Source organism: Mesorhizobium sp. AA22 (genome assembly GCF_001672375.2).
Classification (GTDB): Bacteria; Pseudomonadota; Alphaproteobacteria; order Rhizobiales; family Rhizobiaceae; genus Mesorhizobium; species Mesorhizobium wenxiniae.
The window spans coordinates 6,418,141-6,441,439 of the sequence record NZ_CP048406.1 but is presented as its reverse complement, the minus strand read 5'-3'; the positions used below and the strand labels follow the sequence as shown (position 1 = coordinate 6,441,439).

Here is a 23,299-nt window from a genome sequence, read left to right as displayed (position 1 = left end):
TGACTGATGCTGCGTCATCGAGGGGTCTCCTTGTCAACAGCCGGGGAGCGAATTCAATTTCCATCGTCCGGCGGGGTCGCGCGGAACGTCCAGGCCCGGGTCCGCCAGCCTGTCCGCAGGACGTCTCGTGTCGAAGCGCGCGCGGCGATGGTCTGAAGAAGATCGCGCCATGCCTGCGGCCCGATCTGGCTGGGCACGTAATGTGCGCCTCGCCATGTCGCCATAAAGGTTTCGACGGACATCTCGTGCCAATCCGTCCGTTCACAGTAGAGATAGGGCCGAAAGTGCCCGGACTGCTCGACGGGCCGGATCGCCGCTTCGGTGTCGGTGAAGGTATGGCGGACCGCTGGGCATGCTTCTCGTATCAACTGGTCTATCTCGCGCTGAAAGGCATCCGACCGGATGTCGCGAGGATTCCAGAGGACGGTGAGAAACCCGCCCGGCTTGAGAATCCGACTGCATTCCCCGAGCGCTTTTATTGCATCGACGAACTGGAGAGCGTTGCCGATCAGGATCCAGCTTGCGGTGTTGTCCGGCAAGCCCGTGGCCTCGGCATATCCGTCGCGCCATTGAAATGCGCCATCGCGGTTCAGGCGACGCGCTTCCCGCCGCATCTCGGCCTCCGGCTCGATCGCGTAGCCGCCAAGACCAAGCGAAGCGAGGGTCGCGGTCAGATTGCCGGTTCCGGCGCATAGGTCGACGACGAAATCGGCGAATCCTTTGTCGGCAATCTCCAGCTTAAGCGTGTGGAGCAACGTTGGTGCATGCGCGGGGCGTTGCGCATAGTCCTGGGGCGTGGCGCTGAAGTTGCCCCAATCAACGGCGGTCGCTGTCACGGCGTCTCCTCCTCGAAGTCCAGCGGTCTTTGCTTGGCGCAAGCGCGAAAGCGCATGATCGTCGGCTTCATCGCGCCGATCCTCGTGACCAGCCAAGGAAGGTCTTGGAAACGATCGACAAGCCTGTCTTCAGCTCGGCACCCGTGTCGGGTCCTGTCAGGGAAATGCGGACGGCATTCGGGATATCGGCATCGTCAACCGAGAACAGGTCGGCCGGCCGGATGAGGACTGCGCGCTGTTCAAGCGCCGTGGCAAACGCTTGCCTCGGCAGCTCCGCAGGCAATGGCATCCAGATGTGGAGGGCGCCGTCTTTGGTGACATAAGCTATGTCCGCGAGCACCTCGGCCGCGAGTTGATGTCGCTTCGCGATCTCTGCTGCCATCGCCATGGCAATTCCGGTTGCGGCTTCGCTCTCGATCCACTGCGCGACGATGAGCGCCGACAGCGAGTTGGGGAACCAGGAGGATAGTCTTCGGACCGGTTCCGTCACGCGGGCGGCGCTTAGCGCCGAAGGTGCCACGAGATAGGCCATTCGCAACCCCATCGCGAGGCATTTGGACACGCTCATGCAGTACCAGGTGATGTCGGGTGCGATCGCTGCGATCGGCGGCGGCGCATCGCGGTGGAGAAATCCAAGGACATCGTCTTCGATGATCGCCACGCCATGTCTGCGGCAGACGTCCACGATGGATTGCCGCCGGCCGATGCCCATGACGGCCGTGGTCGGATTGTGGACGGTGGGATTGCAGAACAGGATCCGCGGGCCGGGTAAATCCGCGAAGGCTTCTTCCAACGCTTCAGGAATCATCCCCTCTTCATCCAGGGCCACGCCCCGTAACCTGAGCCCTGCTCGGTTGCCGATTTGGCGCAGCACGGCATAGGTTAGCGATTCGGTGACGAGCGCGGCGCCGCTCGGCACAAGGGCTGAGAAGAGTAGGCTGAGCGCGCTCTGCGTGCCATTCGTTAGGACGATCTGGGCCGGATCAAGGTCGCGTCCGAGCCGGGTCGAGAGCCATCTCGCGCCAAGCTGCGCGTCCCGATCGAAGCCGCGAATGCGATTCCGGCGAATGAGTTCGCCGCACCCATCGGTCGCCGCAAGTCTGCGGAGCGCATCCGCCAAGGCGTCGTCAAGCGCCGAGGCGTTTGCCGGTAGCGCAGTCGTCAAGTCGATGACACTCGCAGAGGAGCGCGCGTTGGCCATCACGCCATACCCACCCGAGCCAGCAGCGCCAGGGAAGTAGCTAGGCAGAAGAGCGATACGAGGAGATATCCTATCCCCGCCGTCTTCGGTACTTGAAGCGGCGCGACCTGCAGACATGCGACCGCCAGCAGCGACGCGGCGAGCACGGTCGAGAAATAGGTGTCCGGGATGAATGGCCGGCACAGGAGGACAATTGCCGTCACCGGCACGGCATAGGTGGTGGGCAAGCCCGTCGACCTGCCGCCGGGCGACCCGTTCACATTGAAATAAGCCAGCCGTAGGGCGCTGGAGAGTACGAGGAGCGACGCGGTGGCGATGGTAGTCGGGGTCGCTTGGGCGATGCCGAGGATAGTGATCGCTGGAAAGATGCCCGCGCTGACAAGGTCCGCCAGCGAGTCGAGATTTTTTCCGATCTCGGCCGTTTCTGCCTGCCGTCCTTTCGTTCGCTTCGCGACGATGCCATCCAAATGGTCGGCCAGCAGCGCCCAGAGCGCGATGGCGGCACCGAGTTCAGGCACGCCGAGGATGTTTTGCCCGATCGCGATCATCGAGAGCACGATGCCGCCCGCTGTTATGGCATTAGCCGGATCGAGAAGGTGCCGGATCATAGGAAAGCCTTCACCTGATGAACCTCAATGTGTCCGGCCGACGCAGACCGCAGTGCCGGCTTGGAGAACATACCCTCCGCGATGCGAAGGTCGTCGGCGGTATCGATCTCGTACCAGCGCAGATCGTCGCAGCGCGCGGCGGCCAAGGCGAGGCCGGCGTCGGCGATCAGCTGCGCGAGCATCTGCTCGGTATAGACGTTGGCGTGCCCGGCGTCGGCATAGGCATCGAGAGCGGGGACGATCTTGTCTCGCAGCGTTTGAGCTGAGAACCGCAAAAGGTTCATGGTCTTGAACAAGGGCGGGCCGGGCCGGCGCAGATCGGCAGCGGTCTGCTTCATCCGCACCTCGTGGATCGCGCCGCCCTCGTCGATCACCACAGCGGACCCCGCCATCAATTCGGTGAAGGGCGCGACCGCGGCGACGTCCGGTGCTGGATGCCACGCGAGCCGTTCGAGCGCGGCACGCTCGAAAAAGACGTCGCCCTCCAAAAGGAAGAGGTCGCCCGCGAGCAAGGCCTCGCGCGCCAGCCAGAGCGACCAAGCGCTCCCGGTCGTCGCGAAGACGGTCGACTCGACATAGCGGATTTGCAGCCCGCCGAACTGGCTGCCACAGGCATATTCGATCGCGTCCTTGCGATAGCCGACCACGATCGTCACCTCGCGGACGCCGAGCGCATCGAGATGGGCGAGCGCGTTGTGCAGGATCGCGACGCCGTTCACCTCGACCAGCGGCTTGGGCCGGTAGTCAGTAAAGGGCCGGAGTCGCGATCCATAGCCGGCGGCGAGGATGACGGCCTGCTGCGGAATGTTGGGCTTTGGCATCACGGTCTCCGGCATCATGCGATCACCAGCATCTGGACGAGGCGGTCCAGGCCGATCGCGAGCTGGTCGGGCGGCACGCCGTAGGAGAGGCGGACGCCGAAGGGGTCGCCAAAGGCGCTGCCGGAGACCGCGGCGACGCCATGCTCGGCGAGAAGCCGGTGGGCGAAGCGATCGGCGATCATGGCATTGTGGACGGGATTGTCGCCCGCGACCTGATTGGAGAGATCGAGGTAGAAGTAGAACCCGCCCTGCGCCGCCGGGGCCGGCACCGACGCCAGGCTCGACAGGATGTCGAGGCCGCGTCGCCGCGCCGCGGTCAGTTGGGACCGCAGCTGCGCTTCGTATGTTCCGTCATTGCGCTCGAGGTGGCTCAGCACCGCGTGCTGCGCGATGACGTTGGGATTCGACGTCGTGTGCGACTGCAGCGCCTTCACCGCACTGACCAGTTCCTTGGGCGCCGCCAGATAGCCGATCCGCCATCCCGTCAGGGCAAGAGTCTTCGAGAAGGCGTTGATGATGATAGTGCGCGGCCTCACCTCCGGCACCAGCGAGACGATCGGATGATGGATGTGTGGATCATGCGCGAATGCGCCATAGCACTCATCGAAGATCAGCCACAGATCCTTCGCGATGGCCAGCTCCGCGAGAGCCTGGAGTGTCTCACGGTCATAGACGGATCCGGTGGGATTGTTCGGCGTGTTCACGACGATCGCGCGCGTCCGCGGCGTGATCACGCGCTCGATGTCGCTGGGCCGCGGCACATAGGCGCTATCGCGGGTGTCGACAAAGACGGGTATGCCGCCGGCGATCAGCAGCTGGGCTGGGAAGGTGGTCCAGTAGGGGACCGGGACGATGACTTCGTCGCCTGGGTTGACCAGTACCATGGCCGTGTTGAACAGCGCCTGCTTGGCGCCGGTCGTCACCGCGATCTCGTCGGCCTGCCAGACCTGGCTGGTTTCGAGAGAGATCTTCCGTGCCAGCGCCTCGCGCAACTCCATCAAGCCGATCGTGTCGGTGTAGCGGTTCAGACCTTGTTGAATGGCCTCGATCGCTCCGTCCCGGATCGTTGGTGCCAGATCGCTCCAGATTTCGCCGGCCGTGAGATCCACAATCTCCATCCCGGCATCGGCGGCAGCCTTCGCCGCGGCGCGGACGGCTGCTGTGCCCGACGATTTGAACAAGTTTGTCCGTGACGCTAACATGCGCGTCTCCAGCTTTTAGGCAAAACCGCTTACCGCGGCTGTCCCTGGCCATTTCTCTTCTGCCGCCGAGAGCTAGCCGTAGTTCATCAGTTCGAACAGCTCGTCGAGCGTCGCGACTTCACCTTCAATACGGCAATGCTCTCTTCCTGAATGATGCGGTCGCACACGTGACGTCCTCCTGAGCTAATTGTCGATTGCTTAATTGGTCCGAGTCGCTCGGACGTCGCTCCGCTGTCCGCTTCGGCAGATACTGTTGTTCCGCCTGAGCCAGTTCGTCGTAGCCGATCAGGCTGAACAGCTCATCGAGGCCGGCAACCTGGTCTTCTATCCCGGCGATGCTTTCTTCCGACCAGATGCGGCCGCAGATATCGCGCATGCCAGCGATCGCCGCCCGCATCGAATGGTTAGCCCAGATGACGGTCGAAATGCCGGCATCACGAAAAACCCAAGCCGGCGTTTTGTAGTATTTGGTGGGGACGATGATGATCGGCAGCTTGTTGTTCCATTCCTTGGCGAAGGTCAGGATCTCGTCTGCGACGGCCTTGCCGGAGTGTATGAGGATTGCGTCGGGGCCGGCTCCTGCATAAGCCTCGGCCCGAACCAGCGCCTCATCGAGACCGTGACCCGCGATCAGCGCCTCGATCCGCGCGACGACGACGAAATCCGGTCCCGTCGTGTCTTTCACTGCTTTGAGCCGGCCGCAGAATTCGTCGATGTCAGCAAGCGGATGCCGATCCCCGACAAAGGAGTTCAACTTCGGAAAGCCCTTGTCTTCAAGGCACATGCCGCTGGCCCCGCGTTGCTCAAGCTTCCGCGCGACCAAGCGAGCATTGTTGAAATTTCCGAAGCCGCTGTCACCATCGACAAGAACAGGGATGTCCGTCGCATCGACTATGCGCTCGACGACGTCGACGACTTGGGTCCAACTCGCTTCGTTGGCGTCGCGATAGCCGAGCGCCGAGGCGATGGAAAGACCAGAGGCCCATAGCCCGCGAAAGCCGACACGCTCGGCAATCGCTGCCGAAAGCCCATCATGCGCTTCCATTAAAAATGTGAGGTCGTTGGAAAAAACGAGCTCGCGAAGGGTCGTCGATGACGCCGTCACCGGCAAGACTTCCGCCCCGAACGAAATCGCCTTGCTCATTGTATGACCTCCTCCATAACTCAGGTCCAATGAACTCGGTGAACGGGACGATTACTCATCGTCACCTGACCTCGCTATCGAAAAGTCCTTTGGCCTACATATGCGCAATGGTCGTGAGATCCGCTGGAAGCGGCTCTGTGCCGGAGCGCACGTTACAGCTCAAGCAGCAAGGGCCATGCCAGCTAAAAAGCCGGCGTTATTGCAATGGGTTGGCTTTGCCCGGCTGTTTCCGTTTGTTAGCCACGATACAATTCCGTCGGGATCGCGACAGTGGACAAGCTTTTTCGCGGTGCGAGATTGGCAGGTCGCCCCCTATTCGTGATGTCTTTGGCCATGCCAGGGCGCGTCGTGTCCAATCCGGTTCATATCTTGCAGCCTTGAGGTAGTTTTGCGCACTCGACAGGAGTGAATGGTCGAGGACCGAGCCGCGCCTTGGTGGTTCGCTCGGCCTTGGCGCACAGGAGTGCCTTGATCTTGGAAAAGTCGAGAGGCCCCTAGCCTGTCCGACCTCCTCGTGCACGCCCGCCACGTTATGCGCCGGCAGGTTGTCACGACGACGTCGCCCGGTTTCAGGTCGGACCAGCGCTTCACGGGCTGATAAATTTCCCCAATTGGACGATCGATATCTTCGCTCGTCCTCGGTCGAATTCACCCCCAGGACTCGAAGCAGACCGTGGCTGCATGCATTGCGGACATCCGGAGCCGCGTGGCGTCAAGGAGTCCCCCGGCTCTTTGGTCATGCTATTGCTGATCCAATTTCGCGCAGCACCAGGCAAAGTCTGGTCACGTAAATTCATGTCAGCTTCATAAATCCGTTGCGACTAGTCCGTACATAGAGGATAGCGGCTTTGTTTAGCTGTCGCCCGTGGAAAAGGATCGAAAAAATGTCCAAGATCACCGGAAATACCGAAACGATCGAAAACGCCGGCTCCCCTGCCTTCGACCCGTCCAAGCCTGTCGAGCAAGTCCGCGCTGTCGCCGAGCAGGGCCTTGAGCGGTCGAAGGAGGCATTTCCAAATTGAGTTCGGGCGCCGAAACGACTCAAAAGGCTTTTGAGTCGACCTTTGAAATGGCCAAGACCACCAGCAACAAGGGGAGCATGAGGATTTGTGGGGCAGTCAAGCGGCGCGGACCATTTCGCCGTTCTCGTGATTGTCGTTCGCCATGCCGGGATACCATTGCCGGAAGGTCGAGCGCAGAGAGCCATCGAGGGTCTGCGTGCGGGTTTGCAGCAGAAGATGTGCGCCGATCCTGCTCCACTGCATCTGCTGTTTCTTGGCGAACCGCTTGGAGATGACGGCGTTGACGGTGGCCTCGACGAAGGCCGAGGAGATGCGTTCTCCGGACCGGTAGCGCTCGCCATAATTGATCAGGCTGGCACTGTTGGAGGCGATGTAGGCCTGGAACTCGCCGATGGCGGTCAGGAGCTTGCGCATGTTCGGATAGCCTGTTTCGAGACCTTCCGCGTCGAATTGCAGCCCGGCGATCTCGTCACGGGCACGATAGACGTTACCATGCCAGAGATGCCATTTGATCCTGCGCAGGGTTTCAAGCAGGTCCTGTCCGGCCTGCTCGTCGTGGTTTTCGAGCCCTTGCGCGAACTGGCGAAGGACCGTGATGCGCATGGTGATATGGAACCAGTCGAGAACATGCTCGCTTGCCGGTGCGATCATTTCGGCGAGCGAGCGGACTTCTTCCCCACCGTCGGTGATGAAGGTGATATCCTGATTGGCCTGGACGCCCTGCTTCTTAAGATGGTCGAGAATGCGCCGTTGCGGCTTGCGATCATAGCCATGGACGAAACCGATGTAGCGCGGAGCGCCGTCTTCAGGCAGCGAGCGGCCTACGATCAGCTCGAAATTCTTCTTCCGGTCGTTGCGGTCGCGGATGTAGCCGCCATCCAGGCCGATGACGATGCGGCCATCGGGGATAGGCAGGTTCATCCAGTCGCGCGGGCAGGCATCCTGCATGAAGGATACCCGCTCTTCCGTCAACTCCCGCTCCATGCGGCGAGCGGTGCGCAGCGCATGCTGCCGGACCGTTGTGGCGTTGGCGCCGCAATCGATCGGCAGCACGTCGGCCAGCAACTCGGCCGCGGCCGCATAGGGCACGAGTGAGGCCCACCGGGTTTCCAGATAGAGGCGTTCGGGCGCGATGTGGTCTGGGATCAATGTCCGCAACGGGGAGACAGTTGTAGGGCTGTTCGTGCCGTCCGTCCGTGGCAGGAAATAGCGCGGGCTTTTCAGGCGCACGTCGCCGAACAGGGTATGGAAGGTGACGGGATAGCTTCCCTTGCTGCGCAGGCGACGCCCATCCAGCTCGCGGTTTTCGCTCAGCCAAAGTTCCACCTGCGTCTCCACCATCGCCTGCTGTAATTTCGCAAGAAGGCTTTTCGCCTCCGACAACGACAGACCGAGATCCTCGGCCCCTTTCGTCACCTTCACCAGATCGGCGACCGTCTCGGTCGCGATGGTTTCGCCATCGTCGTCTATCATCTGCAATATCAGCCGCGCCCGCATGTCGTCTTCCCGCATCGGAGTTTTCCAGAATGACCGGAGTGGAGATTGGGCCCGTGACGCCCGTTTTTCCTCTGCGGCCTGCCGGAAACGCTGATAGAGACCATCAGTTAGCAATCCGAAAATCGTCCGGCAAACCGACATGACCTCGACAAAGCGGGCAGCAAACGCCGGCGGAACGACCGGGCTGTGCTCCAGACGCTGCTCGAACCGGGTTGCGGGACTCCGAGTTCACGCGCCTGCGCGTCGAGAATGTCAGCCTTGCCGAGCGCGTCGTCATCGCCGTGCGCGGCAAGGGATCGAAACGCCCGGAAATTCCGATCCGTCGGGAACTGGCGCAGATGCTCAGGCTTCATATCGGCACCCGCCGCGCGGGCCCGCTCTTTCAGAGCCGTGAGTGGGGTGCCGGCACACTCGCCGGTGGTGATGCCGCCCTCTGGCCCGTCACATCTGCTGGTGCATGAGGATCAGATGTTCGCTCTGCCGCAGGCGATCATTCACTCTCCGCCGCTCGAACGACTGGCCTAGCAGGGTAGCTCGGCCTCTGATCCGAAAAAGCAATTCCTGCAATTCCCCGGCGCGGTCCGGATCATCAAGGACCGCAAGGGACCGGGTGTCGCCGATTTCCGTGATGAATTCCAATGCTGTGGCGAGATCCTCATCGAGGTCAGGCCCGAGCGCTTGGTCCCTCTGCCACATCCAGGCTTCCGGTCCCCCACAATCCTCGGGCGGGCAGTTGCCGTCACCGCCCGTACACGCCGGATAGTGAGCGCCGGGTTTGACAGGCCGGCGCTCCTCTAGCCGGACCTCGTGCTCCCAAGGGATGTTGAGGTCGTACTCGTACAGGAACCGGCTGCCCTTACGCAGTTGCAAATTGCCAAGTGGGATAGCCGGAGAGCGGGCACCCGCCTCCCACGAGCCGTACCGCACCGTGTGAATGACGAACTGGTAAAGGTGTATGCCTTCCCATCCCATCGCGACCTGAAGGACGCCATGAAACTCGCGTAGCGTCATCGTCGAGAGAACCTGAACCCTACGCCACATCATCGGGTTCACATCCTTCAGCCAGATGCGGAATTGCAGGATGGAAATCTCATCCTCCGAGGCTGCCGCCTCTCCGGCAGTTTTCGTCGCTGCCCGTTTTGCCCTCTTCACATCCGCCGGCCCCGTCGAAATAATTCAACGGTGACGACATACTTCGTTCCAACCCGCCCCACAAATCCTCATGCTCCCCACTGACGTGTATGCAGCGCCCTGAGCACATGTATTACATACGCGTAGTGGCGCGGCGTCGGAGGCCGACTGCTAGGAAGCGGTCGAGCATTGCATTCACCTGGTCAGCCACTTCGATGGTGTTGAAATGGCCAGCTAACAGCGTCTTGGCCAGGATGAGCTGCGAACAACGAGCCTTTAGCCAGTCGAGATCCCGGGTAGCGTTCACTAACGGCACATCCGCCGATATGTAAGCCATAGGGACTTTGCAACGCGATGCGGCGGGAGACGCGTCATAGTAGAGAATGTAGTTACGCATTGCCGAATAGGCCACATGCTGCGGTGTCTTCTCGCACGAGGGCTGGATGTAGATGTTGTGGATGCTCTCGCGCCTGGCAATATCGTCGTAGTCGACGGCCATGGACAACGCATTTTTCCGCAAAACGGCCCGATAGTTTGGACCGGAAATTTCATCCAGTAAACGACCGACGTCGGCGCTTTCGCGCAACGCCGATCCTGGCGTGACAATGGAATCGATCATCACCAGACCTGAGACCTGGTCCGGATGGCGCCCGCACAGATCAAGTGCGACCGATCCACCCATGCTGTGGCCGATGATCAGCGGTTTCTCCAGCTTCAGCTCGGCGCATTGCCATGCTACGTCATCGGCAAAACCCTCGATCGTGTACTCCTGCTTCGGTCCGTCGCTCTCCCCGTGACCGCGAAGGTTGACCGCTACAACGTGCCGACTGTGAGCAAAATATTCGATCTGCGGCGTGAATATCCTGTGATCGCCTGTCCAACCGTGAATTAAGATCAGCGGTGGACTCAGGGGTGAAGCCGGTCTTGCTTCGAAGTGTGCGAGGCATACCCCGGCGCGTTTCATCAGAATGGGACCCGATCGGGCTGCGTTCTTCAAGTGCGGCTCCTTTTCTCTGTGTTGGCCTTCTAAAGGGTAGATGATTGTGCCCAGAGCGGAGAATGGACCCGAACGCAGTCAGATCGCGGAAGCGATGCGTTCGCCGATCCTTTCCCGGCCGGCGCAGCCGGATTGACAATTCCTGAAAGCAGACGGCCCGATCGAAAGCGGAAGGCCGCTATCAATCGGTCCTGATCCTCGGCAAAATAGGAACCGACTGATGCTGAAACACGATGGTCTGTAAGAGGCACCAAGCCGGGGAATGTCGACTTGGCCCGGTGCAGAAGCATCGGCGGAATGACGTGGATGCGTAAAGCCAGCGGTAAGATGCCGACGCGGCCGAAGGTGAACTTGAAGGATCTAAATGTCTGAGCAGGATCGGACCGCCAGTGTCAAAGCGGCGATCAGACAACGCGCCTATTTGCCACCATAGCCTCCAATTCGTCAACGAGAGCGGAGGCCGCGATTTCATGTTTCATGGCATCGCCCAAGCGTCGGGCCGCATCCCGGTAACACGGTTCCTGAACTAGCCGACTGACGGCGTCGGCGATCTCGGCCTCAGGAGCACTCGACGGTAGGCGTAGACCAGCTCCCTTCGACACAACTCGTGCGGCATTATCCCCTTGGTCGCGCCCGTTCGGGAGCACCAATTGCGGCAGACCGTTTATCAACGCGCGGCTGACGGTGCCGTGGCCGCCCTGCGTCACGACGAGGCAGACTTCCTTCATCACTAGGTCATGCGGTGCACCGTGCAGCAGATGCACGTTCCTGGGGGCCTCCAGTTTTCTCGAGTCAAGATGGGGGCCGATGGTCGCTACTGCGTCCACGTCCAGAGTACCCAGTGCGCTGATGATCCGCTGAACCAATTGGTCTTGACCCTGAGCCCCGGTGCTGCAGGCGACAAGCACACGAGGTCGACCGGAGTCCATAGGCCAGGGAGCCGCCCAGCCCTTCGACCAATTCGGTTGATCGAGCAGCGGCCCGACATAACGAACGTTATCGGGCAGAGAGTCGGCTGAAAAGTCGAAGGTCTGGCTGATCGCGAGCAAGTACCGATCAGCACACTGGAACAAATCCACCGTCTTGTCTAAGCCGCAGAGGCCGAGGCCGGCGCGCGCCTCGTTTAAAAGTGGAAGGAACTGGTTCAAAAAGCACGCCCAGCCTTCGCTCGCCGCAGCGGCCTCGATCCGCTCTTTTGGCGTTTGCGGCTTCACGAACCCGCTGGTGACCGGCGGAGTCCCTGGGAGAGGGCGAAGGCTAACATGGGGTGCCAACATTGCGATAGGCACGCCCGCAGCTTCGGCGCCCAATACGGCACCGAACAATAGATCGATGGCAATGACAGCATCCGTCGGGATGCGGCCGATCTCATCCCGGATATCGGCCGCATAGGCTGGCGCGGGGCCGAACACCGCCTTTTGAAACCAGTCACGGATGTCCGAAAAGTTAGTCGGGTCCGCGTCGATGCCTATCGGGGCACGCCGCCAGAACACGCATTCGCAGTCCGCCGAAGCCACTTCACTCTGCATCACTGGATCAGCCATGACGCGGACGCTATGGCCGCGCCGTTGCAGTCTTCGGGCCGCAGTCAGCAACGGACTCAGATTACCCGACGTCCCCCAGGACGCAAGCAGGAAGCTATACACAACAACACCTCACCTTAATTGTGAATGGAACCGAATTCGTTCGAAATCAGGCGACCACCAACGAAACCTTCACCGACGACGGTGACCTCATGACGAGGACGGGTCGACTCCGGTTTTCAAAGCGTAGCTCTCGCCCCCCAGACCAGCTTTTGCAGCTGCGGGAGCGCATCCATAGGGAGCCAGCAAGCCGCCAACATGCTCATTGGCAACCGGTGCTGCTTACGATCGAGAACGTCTATGAGGTGCGGCTATCCATGGCGAACAGGGGGAGGTCGCCGCCGTCCGACCACCACCCGGCGGATGCTGGGCTCCTTCCTTGGTTGTGTCAGTCGCGGGGCCTGCGACAGGAGAGCCGGTCGGCTGCTGCCGTCGTCTCACCCTCAAAGGGTGCAAATCTCGTTCCAATCTGACGGATCGAGCCGGCGACAAAGTTAATGCTTGCTGTTCAGCTCTTTTGGCCTGCCGCAAACAACAGATCGGCCCACGAAGCCTGTGTCGCGGACCTGACAAACCCCACAGCGTGTCGCGGGTCCGCCATTTTGAGACAATTGCGGTGAACCGGCGAGAGCCTCAGCGACAGCGGATGGTCCGATCAGAACGCCGGCGGCCTCGGCGAGCGGATAGCGGCGAGAAGAGTGAAGATCGCATCAGAGCAGGTTTTCTTTCGATTTTTGCCGCAGGTCCTTGGGTGAGGAGGCGCTCGCATCCCAGCCGCCGCCGAGCCGGCCGCGATAGCCCGCTTCACCCGAGTGGGACGCAGGGCAGTGGCGTTGCGGACAAAAAAGCCCGCGGCCCGCGCCCGTCATCCCGTTCTGCCAAGCGAAATGTCGTCGAGGTCCTCTTCGATCACCCCAGCCGCGTATAGCTGATCGAGCAGGTCGGCGACTGCAAGGACGCTCGCTCCGTCCGTGACCCCCATAATCAGCTCCGAGGCTGTACAGTTCCCGCTCGCGATTAGATGGCCAATGGGAAGCGGAACCACCCCGTCGAGCACTCGATGCTCAATGTTGCGTGAGCGGAGATGGAAGCAGTGGTCCCCTGCCTCGTATTGCAGGTCTCCGCGGAAGCGAATTGGCCGGTTGGGCGGCGGGCTTTCGAGCATATTCTCGTCGATGATGCTATCGAGACCCTCCCGGAACTCGTCGGGCGTGCTGAAGAAACGTTGAGCCACGATTCGGTACCCGAGAGGCCAGCGTTCGCTACCCGGTACCGGCGTCACCAGTTGTAAACGTCCCTGCCGCATGTTCACGAGAAAGCCAGAAACACAGGCGATTGTCGTGGGACAGCCCTCCGGCACGGCGATTGCGGCAGCTTTGCCGGCTGCCCTGAGTTTCTCCTTCCGCGCTCGTGCGCGCCCGGTGAAAGCCTTTGCGGTCGGCCCGTCCTTGCCCTGCAGGATGAGTTCGACCCCCATCAGGTCCTCGGGCGAAAACGCCGCGTGTATCTGATTAAGATGGTCCGTGCTTAGCACGGAGAAACGATTGGTCACGCGACCGTAGCGTTCGAACAGTTCGAGCACGCGGTTGGTGAGTGCCCGATCCTTGAGCGGGGCCGCCGTCGTCGTTTGTGGCAATTCGCCCGTGATTTGATGGTAGTCGAACAGAAAACGGTCGTACTCCGGGTTGTCGATCGGGTCTGTGGCCCAGTAACAGAAGCCAGTGCGGACTGCCGAACCAAACATTTCGCTCGCCACACGGAGCACGCCGCGCCAAACCTCTGCATGCTCCTCAGTGTATTCATAGTAACCTTTGAAGGTACCCGCCGAGAGGCCACAGAACCAGCAACCGACGGTGCAGCCTTCGCTCAGCTCGAAAGCGATGACGGAGTGCGCGATCGAGGGCGCCAAATGGCCCATTTCGTCGTTACAACGCCGGATTTGGCGCTCGCGCCAGGCATGAAAGCGAGGATTGATAGTCGACATTTCGCCTTGGCCGCGCATGAGGTCGCGATGGCGCAACATCTCCCGCGTATACTCATCCCACATCATAGCCAGCGGCCACGGGGCAGACTCCGGCTTGAAGCGATACTTCAGGTAGTCACCGCACCAGAGCGGCAGGATCTCCATTGGGTCAACTTCGATGCCGTAGCACGCGGTCACTATCCGAGGGTTGTCGAGGTTCTCGGAAAGCGCCGTACGGAAATTCCCGTCACCGGCCAGCCGCTCCATGAAGCGCTTGATATGTGACAAACTGCGCCGTTCCTTTGGCGTGCGCCGATCAAAAATCTGCCGCCAGCGTTCGCTCCGAGGGTAGAGATGAGCCGTTGCAGCGGCCCCTTGTCCGACTGATGGCATTATCTTCTCGCTGACAAGCTTTGCGATCATGTTCTCTTCAGACCGGCTCCTTCGAGCGAATGCGATCAGAGCTAGCTCGCGACCGCTACAACTATCACAACGACGATAACGACCGCGACGGCTGCAGTTTTTCCACCGACTTTAACAGGGCTCATGGATGTACAAGGAGCGCAATTAGCCAACGCATTGGTGTGTACAAGGCTGGTCAAGGTCGAAACACTCGAACCATCCTTGCGACCCGCAGTCGCGCGAAGCTTCTTGCTATTTGGTTTTTCTCGGCTGTTCGATCGGATAAAACGTTTAACCTGGTCGAGTGTGATGTTGTAGTCGAGGTCCTTTGCAAATTCCACAATCGACGCAAGCCCTCCAGCACGCCGTTTGAGGTTTTCAAGCGGACTGCCTTTTTTTCCCAACTCGTTGATGAATCGCTCTACGTCAGTTCGCGCCATAGCTAATTCCCGCCTCTGCTAAGTGTCCGAGCTATCCAGCCATCTCGCTCTCACAAGCGATCGGCTGATGTACCAGCAAGCTTCATACCAATCTCAAATCTCTGATTTTGCGCGCTATCTGACCGCACCTTGTCAACTTACCGACCTTTTTTTTGGATTTTTTGGATCGTGGCCGAGTAGCTCAGCCATTCGGCTTCGCCTTAAAAGATCCGGGCGGGTGGATTTCCCACACCATTGTGGCCAGCTATATTTGGTGCGGGAAAGCCGCACGCCACATTCTATCAGTGCCGGGGGCGGCCGCCGCCGGTGACCCGGTGGGCGACGTAGCGAGCCCTCTCCAGCCCATCGGCCCGTCATTTGCGCAGCAGATCGTGCCCGCTCATATGCCGGGCGGGCCCAGATCGAGCGGGACAAGGTCCGGCTTCCCGTCAGTCATTGGCAAGCCAGGCCGGCATGGCGTTCCCCTCACGGATCATCTGGTCCCACCGTCCGGATGATATATGCGCCTGCAATTTCGGATCGATCTCAAGCGTCCGCAGGAATGCAATCCGTTCGGTCAGTCCGACCAGATTGGATGCACCCGGCGCTTCCGGCGTCGATCGCAGCCAATGAAAGCGCGTCTGCCCGATGGCCGGGTCAGCCTCCAAGAGCTTATCCAATGATTGAAGCGTATCGACCGAAATTTCTTCGATCAGCGCTCTCTCTGCCCGCCGACGAGCAATCGAGCGGCCCGCGAGCCCTATTCGCTCGACCGTCTCGGTCACCGGAAGCAGGGAACCTGCGTTCCCGAAAAGACGCCGCGATGGCTTTCGCAATTCGACGCTATCGTCGGATATTGTTGCCGCTTGAATCGAGCAAGTTGCGCCGCTTGACGGTCCTCACCCGTTGCGCTCTTCGTATCCAGATACACCATCGAGCGCGTGTCGCTTGGCAGATGGGGTGGTTGCCGTCCTCCCCTAACGGCATCGCAATGTGCCAAAATGATGTGGCGTAAGCCACAGAACAGAGAGGACGGCGGATGAAGGATATGTTGATCGGAGTGGATCTGGCAAAGAATGTTTTCCAGCTACACGGGGCGTCGATGACAGGCGATGTGAAGTATCGCAAGAAACTGTCTCGCGGGCAGTTCTTCAGGTTCATGTCAGAGCAGCCATCGGCACTTGTTGTTATGGAAGCCTGCGGCAGCGCCCATTACTGGGCGCGCGAGTTGGTGAAGCTGGGCCATGCAGTCAAGCTGATCGCGCCGCAATATGTGCGCCCGTTCGTGAAGCGGCAGAAGAACGACGCGACCGATGCCGAGGCAATCGTCATTGCGGCCCGTCAGCCTGAAATGCGCTTTGTCGAGCCTAAGACCGCTGATCAGCAAGCGCGGGCGGTTCTGTTTCGGGCGCGCGAGCGTATTGTTCATCAGCGAACGGAATTGGTGAACGCTCTGCGCGCCGTTCTCTACGAATATGGGCAGGTCATTCCGCAGGGGATTGGTCACATCAAGCGCATTGAGGCGATTGTCGAGAATGCTGAGATCGGCCTGCCCGAGCTTGTGCAGGAGGAATGCCGCGACCTTCTGGCTCAGATCGGCGAGAAGACGGCCCGGATCGAAGAAAAGGCCAAGAAGCTCGCGGAACTGTCCCGGCAGAGTGAAACCGCGCGCCGGCTTCAGACCATGCCAGGTGTGGGGCCGCTGATCGCACTGGCCGTCGAAGCTTTCGCGCCAGCGATGCAGAGCTTCCGATGCGGTCGGGACTTTGCCGCTTGGCTCGGCCTCGTTCCACGACAGTTCTCTTCTGGCGGGAAAGAAAGGCTCGGCCGGGTGTCGAAGGCTGGTCAGGCCGACATCCGCAGGCTCCTGATTCTCGGGGCAATGGCCCGCGTGAGTTGGGCGGGTCGCAAACCGCCAGCGCAAGGATCGTGGCTTTCGCGGATGCTCGCGAAGAAGCCGCGCATGCTGGTGGCGATCGCACTGGCGAACAAGATGGCTCGGAAAATATGGGCCATGCTGACGAAGCAGGAAGATTATCGAGACCCGGCTCTGGCTGTGGCGGCGTGACAAGAAACCACGCGGATAACCAGGACTGGCAAGCAGGTGTGAGAAGTCGATGACCTGAATGGGCGCATGATCGAACAGATCTGGACCGGGAAAACCAGAAGTTAACTGAGGGCATAGAGCTCGTTTGGCAGATTTGGACCCGATCCGCAGATCACCATACCGGCCAGCGGCTTCTGAAAGTGCCGCAAATAAGGCCTGACAGAAGACCGCACTCGATCACACGTCAAAAAGGGTCAGACACTACTTGCGCAACGGACGGCAACCACAGAAGTTAATTGGGTTCTTCCTCACTTTGTGTGGTTCATTCGCTGTTAGTGGCGCTGTCGCTATGAGCGGGCATGCGAACGAAATCGAAATGGTCGCCCGGCCCAGGGGTCAAAGTTCTGGGTGTCGCGCTCACTGATGATGGCAGTTGGGTTGTTTCCGCCGCCGGATCCGCGATCGGCATCTGCCCCGATTGTGGCCGGCGAAGCCGAAGTCGGCATGGCCGGTCCAATCGCAGTCTTCAGGATCTGCCGGTCCAAGGCAAACCCGTGACGGTGAGGCTCTTGCTGAGCCGCTGGCGATGTGCACATCAGCAATGTGAGCGACAAACATTCACCGACCGTTTGCCGACGATTGCTTCCCCTTATGCGCGCCGGACGACAAGGGTTGCAGAGATTATCGGCCTGCTCGGCCATGGTACGGGGGGCCGTCCTGGCGAGCGCTTGATGCAACGGCTGGGCATGCGGGTCAGCGACGACACCATCCTGCGGCAACTGAAGCGGGATGCCGCAGTGGCTCGCCGCAACAACTCCGAGATTCGGGTGGTTGGTATCGATGACTGGAGTTGGCGGCGGGCGACAAGCTATGGGACCATCATGGTCGATCTCAAGCGCCGCTCGGTTGTCGACATTCTGGACGATCGGAGCGTCGAGAGTGCGGCCAAGTGGCTGCGTGACCATCCTTCCGTCGAGGTCGTCAGCCGGGACCGCTGCGGCCTGTATGCGCAAGCCGTCCGTGAAGGCGCACCTCAGGCCCAGCAGGTCGCCGATCGGTTTCATCTGGTCCAGAATCTTCGTACGGCAATCGAAGAACAGATGAGCCTTTCCGGCCGTGCCACCGGCAGGGCCATCTTGTCGGAGGACGCAATCGTCGACGCTGCGACACATCGCCGGCGCGCCCGCCTCGCGCATAGGCAATCTCGTCAGGAGATATTCCAGAAGCTCCATGCCTTGCGCGACGAGGGTCTGTCCTACAGCGAGATCGCCCGTCGGACCGGCTATGAACGTCGCAGCGTAGCGAATTGGCTCAAGTTCAAGGCTCTCCCAGACAGGCGGCGAGCAGCATTGAAGCCCACATCACCATGGTGTTTCGAAACCTTCCTCGCCCAACGCTGGAAGGACGGGAACCGCTGCGGACGGCACCGTCAAGCAGCGCGGCTACACCGGCAGTTTCGCCAATCTGGAGCGGCTTCTCGGGGCTTGGCGGCGGGCCGAAAGAGAGCAGGCTGTTGTTGATGTGCCGCCCGCCACGTTGAAGTCGGAGCCGGTTCGAGATCCGGACACCGGAAATGCAATCTCGCCAGTGGTTGCCGCAGCGCTGTGCATCAAGCCGCGAGGCCTGCTAACGGACCAGCAGCAAGGAAGGTCGATGCCCTGAAGCAGGAATCTGACGCTTTCGCCGAGATGCGGTATCTGGCGATGCGCTTCAACGGCATCCTTCGCAGCAAGAGATCGGCGCCGCTGGATGCGTGGATCGACGATGCGATCGACTCCGAACTCATTCCGATCATGCGGTTCGCCCGCGTCCTGCGCAGCGATGCCGTCAACAACGCCATCGAGCTGCCCTGGAGCAACGGGCAGGCCGAAGGCCAGATCAATCGCCTCAAGACCCTCAAGCGCGCAATGTACGGTAGGGCAGGCCCTGAACTGCTGAGAGCGCGAATGCTGCCACCGCTCCACACAAAGTGAGGAAGAACCTAATTAAGTGCCAAGTGACAGAAGGAGCGGTCATCAATGATGCCGACAGCTGTCTACCAGTAGAGTCTCGGGTACTTAGCCTTCTCAGTCTGGCAATCATCCCTGCGCCGCACCGCTTTGTTGTAAGCGGCTTCATAGGCGCGGATGGCCCTCTTGAACTTAGGTGGATTGGGTGTCAGGTGTTTATCCAGACCGTCGTACAAAAGGACTGGGACAGCTATAATGGCTTTTCCATTTTCGTTGAGCTTCAGCGCCCGGCATCTCTGCGCAACGCCGTTGACGTTACCTGCCATCGTAGCGGCCAAATTCAACTTGGCGTCGGGCATCCGAGCCAGGAAAGTAATGTTTTGGGGCACTCCCTGTCCGGCTGAAGCAGCCGAAGATATGACGCAGACGGCGGCGCCGAGGATAATCAAAATCCGGTTCAAAAGTTGCCCCTCTATATTTGGCGATCTCGACCCAAGCATCGCCCGTTCCTGCAAAGTGAGGTTGAAATATTTCGATTCGAAAAGCAATGGCGTTACGCGACAACCCCAACCATCCACGCCCGATGCAGGTGCGACTTCGAGCCAACACGCGTTGCCGTTAAGTGGATGGTTGGGGATCGCAGGAGGAGAGCAACAGGCACCTGGTCAGGGCAGCTTGTCAGCTATTCTGTTGAGGTGGTTCGCGAGATCTCGGACGACGTTGCGGTCGGCCGGCAGGACGACACGGCCGATGCCGATCGCGTCCTTGCTGGTCCAGTTCTCCAGCCTGATGTCGTCGGGCAAGGCCAAGACGTTGATCGCGGTCGCCGAGAAGTAGCCGTTCCTGCCATGGGCATAGATCGGCTCCTTTAGGGTGGGGAAATCGATCTTCATGCGGCCTCGCTGACGTCGATGATCAGGTCGTGGCGGGCGGCCGGGATGAGCTCGGCGTCGAACTGACGGAACCGAGTGCTGGCTTCGTCCGCGCGGTAGATCAGGAACCGAGCGAATTGTGAGGGGCGGCAGATGATGGTCTTGCCGACACGCAGTGCATCATAGGCCTGGCTAAAAGTCATGCCGAATGCCCTCTGCGCTGCTCGCGAGGTGGCGGCGCGGTTGCAATCAATCAGAGTCCTTCATGGTGAAACGGACACGGTCGTAGGTGATCATGGGCAGGTGCTCCAAAATTGGTGAGGTCGTCGTAGGGCGGGCGCACGCGCCTTTCCCTCACCGAGGATGTCGACGAGCTCGTTTGCTGTTGCTGTTGCTGTTGCTGTTGCTGTTGCTGTTGCGGTTGCAGTTGCGGGTTTTGGGTCGGATCGGGCGGTGGCGCGGGCGTTTTTTATGGAACACCGGCTTGGCGAGCCAGTTTGGCTCCTGCAGCATCTCCTGTGCAGACATGCTGCGAGATCGGATTGCACCTCCGATCAGCCCGCGCCCTTCGCGTCTTCCCTCCCTCCGTGGGGCGCGGGCTTCCATGGAACCGATGACGATCAGGCTCTTCGGACGTCCAGTCCCTCCGTGTTGGCACCGAGGAGTTTTTATGATTGTGTTGCACAAATCTGATCAAAGAAACTTGCTATAAGGAGGCTTGTTTATTGCCGATCCGTCGAAAAGCCGAAGCTGCTGCTGTATTCAATCCTTCCGAGCTGGCTCTACTTGGCCGCGTGTTCGATCGCTTGAAGGTTGATGGAAAATCAGAACAACAACTCGAAGCGCTCGCATCCCGAATTATTGCCAATTACATGGCCGGAGTCGTGGACGAGGAAGAACTTCTATCGGCGTCGAAACAAGCGCTGGGGCGGTAAGCGACTTGCATGAACGGAAATGAGACCTGTCAGAGAAATCGACCGAGCCTCCGCTGTGATCCCTCATCTACCAAAGATGTGAGCATACCCTAATTTAGCTCTCATGGGTCTTCTTTGGTTCTCTCCCCCTGTCTACGTGAAAGCGAACCGTCCGGGCATTCGCCATGGGGTCAGCCATGTCGAGGGAGCCGCCGAGCAACTCATGGCGTGGGACACAAAGGGGCCGAAGTGGACGAAAGCGGTCCAATCATGCGTTGACGCGTTCGAGGGCAGAGTGTCCCCCCAAAATGTCCGTGCAGCCTTTGAGGCGGCGGCCAAAGAGGCGAGCGTGTATCTCTCGCCTGAGTAGGGGGTATTATGGCTATCCATTGGTTTCACCCTCCGGTCCATATCGAAACTGACAAACCTGGGCTCACCTACGTCTGCACCAATGTCGAGGGTGCCGCTGCGGAGCTCATGAAGTGGACCAAGCGAGGACCCAAGTGGAAGGAGGCGGTCGCGGTCTGCATGGCTCTGATTGAAGGCAAACGCACGCCCGACGACGTAAGGAAGGCCTTCGAGGCTGCTGCCGAAGAGGAGGGGTTGCCGCGCTCCTCTAACTAGCGCCCGAACCTTCCAACCGCCGGTTGGTAGACGCGATAAAGCCGGCGCGCGTAGGATTACTACGATCCAGGCACACCCCGCCCCCCGCACCCTGTGCCTGGTGAAGATCGCCCGCCGTGCCGAAGGTGCGGCGGGCTTTTTTTTGATTTTCGTATGGAACACCCAGCTCAGTGCCCTCGCCGCCGACTAAGTCGCTCAAGGTCAGTTTCGACTTTTGCAAGAGTGCACAGTATGCTTGGTGGTAGCGGTTGCTCACGGCGTGGGCTCGGCAGAAACCATTTAGTGCCGTCTACCCGCTTTGCTCGCCTGATAGAAGGTCATGGCGCGACTTCAAATAGTCTCTGCTGCGGTTGCTCGCCGGGCTAGTGCCGGACGGGCTGGGATCCAATCTGCTATGCAGAGAAAATCCGCGCGAGGTCGATTTCCTGTTCAGGACGCTGGTCGGGATGACAAGCTTTAAGCTTCATCTGAGCGCATACAAATAGGCCGCGACGTCGCGAGCCTCCTGCTCGGAAATGCCGGCCGAAGGCATTGCCGTATGCGGATTGATTTCCCTGGCGGCGCGAATCCAGCGGATCAGGTTCTCTGGATTATTGGATAACACCCCGCCGACATAGACCCTGGTGGCCAGGGTGGCGTCCAGGCGCGGGCCGACCAGTCCATGCGCGCCGGGGACGCCGGTGATTGTATGGCAACCGGCGCAACCGTTGGCCATCATGATCGGTATGGCACGGGTACCAATGCCACCGGTTGCATTATTTGCTTCCCGTTCGATCCGATCGGTGCGTTCCGACCACCATGTCAGCGCCGCTAAAATTGCCAGTACGACAATGGCGCTCGTCCCGAAAATCAGCCTAGACAGGTCGGAACGCAAGCGGCGCCTCCCGGCTTCCCTGTCCGCTCGAGCGGATCCACAAGCCTGCCAGCAACAAGGCAGCTCCGCCGTAGATCAGGCCGGCCGGAACCCACATGACTAGGCCGGCGAGTTGCTGGTCCTCGAGCGGACTGAGTTGCCACAATTGCGCGCCGGCGGCATTGTCGGGGTACCAAAGTCTCGGCGAGACCACAAGCAGCACCCCAAGCAGTCCGGTGTGCAGCGAGGTGAAGAAGAGATGCATGACTGCGCTGCCATAGGTTTGTTCACGGCCGGGACGCGGCAGCAGCGCCCACCAGAACAAGACGCCGGTTCCGAAGAAGGTGGCATGCTGGGCATAGTGCAGGAAACCGCGTTCGAGCGCAGCCTCGAACAGCGCCGGCACGTGCCACGCCCATATCGCGACAGCATGCAGGATGGTGGCCGCGGGGGGACGGCTGGTCGCGGCCCAGACGGCTTGAAGCATTTTCGCGTGCCCGGCTGCGCCAAGTGTTTGCCGTAACGAGATCGGCAGTGCCCACATCATTGCAGCCACGGGACGGGAGGCAACCAGAAGAGGCGCTGCGACCGCCATGAGCAATTCGTGCTCGATCATATGTGCGGTGAACACGCGCTCACCCAGTGCATGAAGCGGGCTGACGAGCGCAGACGCCAATACGGCCCAGCCGGCAGCGAACAGCAGGGCCTGTCGCGATCGCAACGGGCGGCCGCGACCGCTCCTACGCCATAGTCGAATGGCGCCCGTCGCATAAAGCAAGGCGATCGTCGCCAACGGCAGCGTGATCGGCAGCGCCAGCGTCCACCCTGGGGCGCCGCCGCCATAGCAGATCGAGGTCGAGAAGAGCGCATCGAAGCTCATCGGACACACTCGTCGAGAATGAGCGAGGCGGCGCCCTGCATGATGATGACCAGCGCAAACAGCACTGCGGTCAGAATGCTCAGATTGGCAACAAAAGCTTCAGTGCCGCGCGTGCGCTCCGGTTTGAACGAGGCGCCGCCCTGTTGCCGCGCCCGCCAGGATAGCGCCCCGCCAACCAGAGACATTATCGCTAGCACCAATGCGATGAAGGGTATGACAGGAATCCGGCGGGCGCACTGCCATTCCACAACGGCGTAATTCAGTTGCGTCGACACGGCCCAGGCTAAAGGCCCCGACAAGAGCCCGCCCCATGAGGTGCCTGACCGAAGCGCGC

25 protein-coding genes and 2 pseudogenes are annotated in these 23,299 nt (G+C 60.5%); 7 read left to right on the top strand and 20 right to left on the bottom strand.

From position 1 onward, the window contains the following. Positions 1 to 53: 53 nt before the first annotated feature. The 6 genes from A9K68_RS30435 to aepX form a co-directional block, all read right to left on the bottom strand. Positions 54 to 836 carry a class I SAM-dependent methyltransferase gene (locus A9K68_RS30435; RefSeq protein WP_163603099.1) on the bottom strand — a complete coding sequence of 261 codons (783 nt, stop codon included), beginning with the start codon at positions 834 to 836 and terminating at the stop codon, positions 54 to 56. Between the two features lie 67 nt (positions 837 to 903). Further along, on the bottom strand, positions 904 to 2,037 hold the full coding sequence (locus tag A9K68_RS30430; RefSeq protein ID WP_023802961.1) for a PLP-dependent aminotransferase family protein: 1,134 nt from the start codon (positions 2,035 to 2,037) through the stop codon (positions 904 to 906). Next, positions 2,037 to 2,645, bottom strand: coding sequence for a CDP-alcohol phosphatidyltransferase family protein (locus tag A9K68_RS30425; protein ID WP_065011709.1), 609 nt, complete (start codon positions 2,643 to 2,645; stop codon positions 2,037 to 2,039). The genes A9K68_RS30430 and A9K68_RS30425 overlap by 1 nt, the downstream gene beginning before the upstream one ends. Continuing rightward, the gene (locus A9K68_RS30420; protein ID WP_065011722.1) at positions 2,642 to 3,466 is read right to left on the bottom strand and encodes a phosphocholine cytidylyltransferase family protein; all 825 of its coding nucleotides are present in this window, start codon (positions 3,464 to 3,466) and stop codon (positions 2,642 to 2,644) included. The genes A9K68_RS30425 and A9K68_RS30420 overlap by 4 nt, the downstream gene beginning before the upstream one ends. Positions 3,467 to 3,480: 14 nt before the next feature. Beyond that, on the bottom strand, positions 3,481 to 4,668 hold the full coding sequence (locus A9K68_RS30415; RefSeq protein ID WP_065011708.1) for an aminotransferase class I/II-fold pyridoxal phosphate-dependent enzyme: 1,188 nt from the start codon (positions 4,666 to 4,668) through the stop codon (positions 3,481 to 3,483). 124 nt (positions 4,669 to 4,792) lie between these two features. Continuing rightward, the gene (aepX, locus tag A9K68_RS30410) at positions 4,793 to 5,812 is read right to left on the bottom strand and encodes a phosphoenolpyruvate mutase (RefSeq protein ID WP_245430200.1); all 1,020 of its coding nucleotides are present in this window, start codon (positions 5,810 to 5,812) and stop codon (positions 4,793 to 4,795) included. 884 nt (positions 5,813 to 6,696) lie between these two features. On the opposite strand from aepX, the gene A9K68_RS31500 reads away from it, so the two are divergent. Then, positions 6,697 to 6,834 carry a hypothetical protein gene (locus A9K68_RS31500; protein ID WP_203546873.1) on the top strand — a complete coding sequence of 46 codons (138 nt, stop codon included), beginning with the start codon at positions 6,697 to 6,699 and terminating at the stop codon, positions 6,832 to 6,834. A 96-nt stretch (positions 6,835 to 6,930) separates the two neighbouring features. On the opposite strand, the gene A9K68_RS30400 is transcribed toward A9K68_RS31500, so the two are convergent. After that, positions 6,931 to 8,331 (bottom strand): ISKra4 family transposase, encoded by a 1,401-nt coding sequence (locus A9K68_RS30400; RefSeq protein ID WP_095780379.1) that lies wholly within the window; start codon positions 8,329 to 8,331, stop codon positions 6,931 to 6,933. Between the two features lie 212 nt (positions 8,332 to 8,543). Between A9K68_RS30400 and A9K68_RS30395 the strand changes: the two genes are divergently transcribed. Next, the gene (locus tag A9K68_RS30395) at positions 8,544 to 8,792 is read left to right on the top strand and encodes a tyrosine-type recombinase/integrase (protein ID WP_065008802.1); all 249 of its coding nucleotides are present in this window, start codon (positions 8,544 to 8,546) and stop codon (positions 8,790 to 8,792) included. On the opposite strand, the gene A9K68_RS30390 is transcribed toward A9K68_RS30395, so the two are convergent. The 7 genes and pseudogenes from A9K68_RS30390 to A9K68_RS32595 form a co-directional block, all read right to left on the bottom strand. Then, a complete protein-coding gene (locus A9K68_RS30390) occupies positions 8,773 to 9,483 on the bottom strand; it encodes a plasmid pRiA4b ORF-3 family protein (protein ID WP_246811267.1) in 711 nt (236 codons plus the stop codon). The two genes, A9K68_RS30395 and A9K68_RS30390, sit on opposite strands and share 20 nt — an antisense overlap. A 112-nt stretch (positions 9,484 to 9,595) precedes the next feature. Further along, on the bottom strand, positions 9,596 to 10,459 hold the full coding sequence (locus A9K68_RS30385) for an alpha/beta hydrolase (protein ID WP_245430211.1): 864 nt from the start codon (positions 10,457 to 10,459) through the stop codon (positions 9,596 to 9,598). A gap of 404 nt (positions 10,460 to 10,863) precedes the next feature. Further along, a complete protein-coding gene (locus tag A9K68_RS30380; RefSeq protein ID WP_245430212.1) occupies positions 10,864 to 12,003 on the bottom strand; it encodes a nucleotide disphospho-sugar-binding domain-containing protein in 1,140 nt (379 codons plus the stop codon). A 749-nt stretch (positions 12,004 to 12,752) separates the two neighbouring features. Then, positions 12,753 to 12,911, bottom strand: a complete 159-nt coding sequence (locus tag A9K68_RS30375; protein WP_156768225.1) for a hypothetical protein — start codon at positions 12,909 to 12,911, stop codon at positions 12,753 to 12,755. After that, positions 12,908 to 14,428: a radical SAM family RiPP maturation amino acid epimerase gene (locus A9K68_RS30370; protein ID WP_141246655.1), complete on the bottom strand. Its 1,521-nt coding sequence runs from the start codon at positions 14,426 to 14,428 to the stop codon at positions 12,908 to 12,910. The genes A9K68_RS30375 and A9K68_RS30370 overlap by 4 nt, the downstream gene beginning before the upstream one ends. A 41-nt stretch (positions 14,429 to 14,469) precedes the next feature. Continuing rightward, positions 14,470 to 14,847: a hypothetical protein gene (locus tag A9K68_RS30365; protein WP_141246656.1), complete on the bottom strand. Its 378-nt coding sequence runs from the start codon at positions 14,845 to 14,847 to the stop codon at positions 14,470 to 14,472. 431 nt (positions 14,848 to 15,278) lie between these two features. Continuing rightward, positions 15,279 to 15,766: pseudogene (locus tag A9K68_RS32595) on the bottom strand (Tn3 family transposase); the annotation flags it as partial. Between the two features lie 99 nt (positions 15,767 to 15,865). On the opposite strand from A9K68_RS32595, the gene A9K68_RS30355 reads away from it, so the two are divergent. Together A9K68_RS30355 and A9K68_RS30350 are read left to right on the top strand one after the other, a co-directional pair. Beyond that, positions 15,866 to 16,894 (top strand): IS110 family transposase, encoded by a 1,029-nt coding sequence (locus A9K68_RS30355; protein ID WP_065006357.1) that lies wholly within the window; start codon positions 15,866 to 15,868, stop codon positions 16,892 to 16,894. A gap of 338 nt (positions 16,895 to 17,232) precedes the next feature. Continuing rightward, positions 17,233 to 18,846: pseudogene (locus A9K68_RS30350) on the top strand (ISL3 family transposase). Positions 18,847 to 18,908: 62 nt separating this feature from the next. Here the strand turns inward: A9K68_RS30350 and A9K68_RS30345 are convergent. From A9K68_RS30345 to A9K68_RS30335, 3 genes are all read right to left on the bottom strand, one after another. After that, entirely contained in the window at positions 18,909 to 19,370 is a 462-nt protein-coding gene (locus A9K68_RS30345; RefSeq protein ID WP_163603098.1) for a hypothetical protein, read from the bottom strand. Between the two features lie 117 nt (positions 19,371 to 19,487). Next, positions 19,488 to 19,715, bottom strand: a complete 228-nt coding sequence (locus A9K68_RS30340) for a hypothetical protein (RefSeq protein ID WP_065008889.1) — start codon at positions 19,713 to 19,715, stop codon at positions 19,488 to 19,490. Beyond that, positions 19,712 to 19,897 (bottom strand): hypothetical protein, encoded by a 186-nt coding sequence (locus tag A9K68_RS30335; protein WP_065008888.1) that lies wholly within the window; start codon positions 19,895 to 19,897, stop codon positions 19,712 to 19,714. Before A9K68_RS30335 ends, A9K68_RS30340 begins: the two co-directional genes overlap by 4 nt. 522 nt (positions 19,898 to 20,419) lie before the next feature. Here A9K68_RS30335 and A9K68_RS30330 point away from each other — a divergent pair. The 3 genes from A9K68_RS30330 (at position 20,420) to A9K68_RS30320 (ending at position 21,232) form a co-directional block, all read left to right on the top strand. Continuing rightward, a complete protein-coding gene (locus A9K68_RS30330; RefSeq protein WP_082982439.1) occupies positions 20,420 to 20,629 on the top strand; it encodes a hypothetical protein in 210 nt (69 codons plus the stop codon). Positions 20,630 to 20,732: 103 nt separating this feature from the next. Beyond that, positions 20,733 to 20,978, top strand: a complete 246-nt coding sequence (locus tag A9K68_RS30325) for a DUF982 domain-containing protein (protein WP_065008887.1) — start codon at positions 20,733 to 20,735, stop codon at positions 20,976 to 20,978. Between the two features lie 8 nt (positions 20,979 to 20,986). Further along, positions 20,987 to 21,232 (top strand): DUF982 domain-containing protein, encoded by a 246-nt coding sequence (locus tag A9K68_RS30320; RefSeq protein WP_065008886.1) that lies wholly within the window; start codon positions 20,987 to 20,989, stop codon positions 21,230 to 21,232. A 463-nt stretch (positions 21,233 to 21,695) separates the two neighbouring features. Here A9K68_RS30320 and A9K68_RS30315 read toward each other — a convergent pair whose 3' ends face one another. The 3 genes from A9K68_RS30315 to A9K68_RS32190 are packed head-to-tail and all read right to left on the bottom strand — an operon-like array spanning position 21,696 to position 23,150. Beyond that, positions 21,696 to 22,106: a c-type cytochrome gene (locus tag A9K68_RS30315; RefSeq protein ID WP_065008885.1), complete on the bottom strand. Its 411-nt coding sequence runs from the start codon at positions 22,104 to 22,106 to the stop codon at positions 21,696 to 21,698. Beyond that, positions 22,087 to 22,965 carry a cytochrome c oxidase assembly protein gene (locus tag A9K68_RS30310; protein ID WP_065008884.1) on the bottom strand — a complete coding sequence of 293 codons (879 nt, stop codon included), beginning with the start codon at positions 22,963 to 22,965 and terminating at the stop codon, positions 22,087 to 22,089. The genes A9K68_RS30315 and A9K68_RS30310 overlap by 20 nt, the downstream gene beginning before the upstream one ends. Then, positions 22,962 to 23,150, bottom strand: a complete 189-nt coding sequence (locus tag A9K68_RS32190; protein ID WP_246811265.1) for a hypothetical protein — start codon at positions 23,148 to 23,150, stop codon at positions 22,962 to 22,964. The genes A9K68_RS30310 and A9K68_RS32190 overlap by 4 nt, the downstream gene beginning before the upstream one ends. Positions 23,151 to 23,299: the final 149 nt, after the last annotated feature.

Bases quoted from the DNA above. Each gene is read 5' to 3' on its own strand.
- A9K68_RS30430 (WP_023802961.1), bottom strand. From the start codon at position 2,037: ATGGCCAACGCGCGCTCCTCTGCGAGTGTCATCGACTTGACGACTGCG.
- A9K68_RS30425 (WP_065011709.1), bottom strand. From the start codon at position 2,645: ATGATCCGGCACCTTCTCGATCCGGCTAATGCCATAACAGCGGGCGGC.
- A9K68_RS30420 (WP_065011722.1), bottom strand. From the start codon at position 3,466: ATGCCAAAGCCCAACATTCCGCAGCAGGCCGTCATCCTCGCCGCCGGC.
- A9K68_RS30415 (WP_065011708.1), bottom strand. From the start codon at position 4,668: ATGTTAGCGTCACGGACAAACTTGTTCAAATCGTCGGGCACAGCAGCC.
- aepX (WP_245430200.1), bottom strand. From the start codon at position 5,812: ATGAGCAAGGCGATTTCGTTCGGGGCGGAAGTCTTGCCGGTGACGGCG.
- A9K68_RS31500 (WP_203546873.1), top strand. From the start codon at position 6,697: ATGTCCAAGATCACCGGAAATACCGAAACGATCGAAAACGCCGGCTCC.
- A9K68_RS30400 (WP_095780379.1), bottom strand. From the start codon at position 8,331: ATGCGGGCGCGGCTGATATTGCAGATGATAGACGACGATGGCGAAACC.
- A9K68_RS30380 (WP_245430212.1), bottom strand. From the start codon at position 12,003: ATGGCTGATCCAGTGATGCAGAGTGAAGTGGCTTCGGCGGACTGCGAA.
- A9K68_RS30375 (WP_156768225.1), bottom strand. From the start codon at position 12,911: ATGACGGGCGCGGGCCGCGGGCTTTTTTGTCCGCAACGCCACTGCCCT.
- A9K68_RS30370 (WP_141246655.1), bottom strand. From the start codon at position 14,428: ATGATCGCAAAGCTTGTCAGCGAGAAGATAATGCCATCAGTCGGACAA.
- A9K68_RS30365 (WP_141246656.1), bottom strand. From the start codon at position 14,847: ATGGCGCGAACTGACGTAGAGCGATTCATCAACGAGTTGGGAAAAAAA.
- A9K68_RS30355 (WP_065006357.1), top strand. From the start codon at position 15,866: ATGAAGGATATGTTGATCGGAGTGGATCTGGCAAAGAATGTTTTCCAG.
- A9K68_RS30340 (WP_065008889.1), bottom strand. From the start codon at position 19,715: ATGAAGATCGATTTCCCCACCCTAAAGGAGCCGATCTATGCCCATGGC.
- A9K68_RS30335 (WP_065008888.1), bottom strand. From the start codon at position 19,897: ATGACTTTTAGCCAGGCCTATGATGCACTGCGTGTCGGCAAGACCATC.
- A9K68_RS30325 (WP_065008887.1), top strand. From the start codon at position 20,733: ATGGGTCTTCTTTGGTTCTCTCCCCCTGTCTACGTGAAAGCGAACCGT.
- A9K68_RS30320 (WP_065008886.1), top strand. From the start codon at position 20,987: ATGGCTATCCATTGGTTTCACCCTCCGGTCCATATCGAAACTGACAAA.
- A9K68_RS30310 (WP_065008884.1), bottom strand. From the start codon at position 22,965: ATGAGCTTCGATGCGCTCTTCTCGACCTCGATCTGCTATGGCGGCGGC.
- A9K68_RS32190 (WP_246811265.1), bottom strand. From the start codon at position 23,150: ATGTCTCTGGTTGGCGGGGCGCTATCCTGGCGGGCGCGGCAACAGGGC.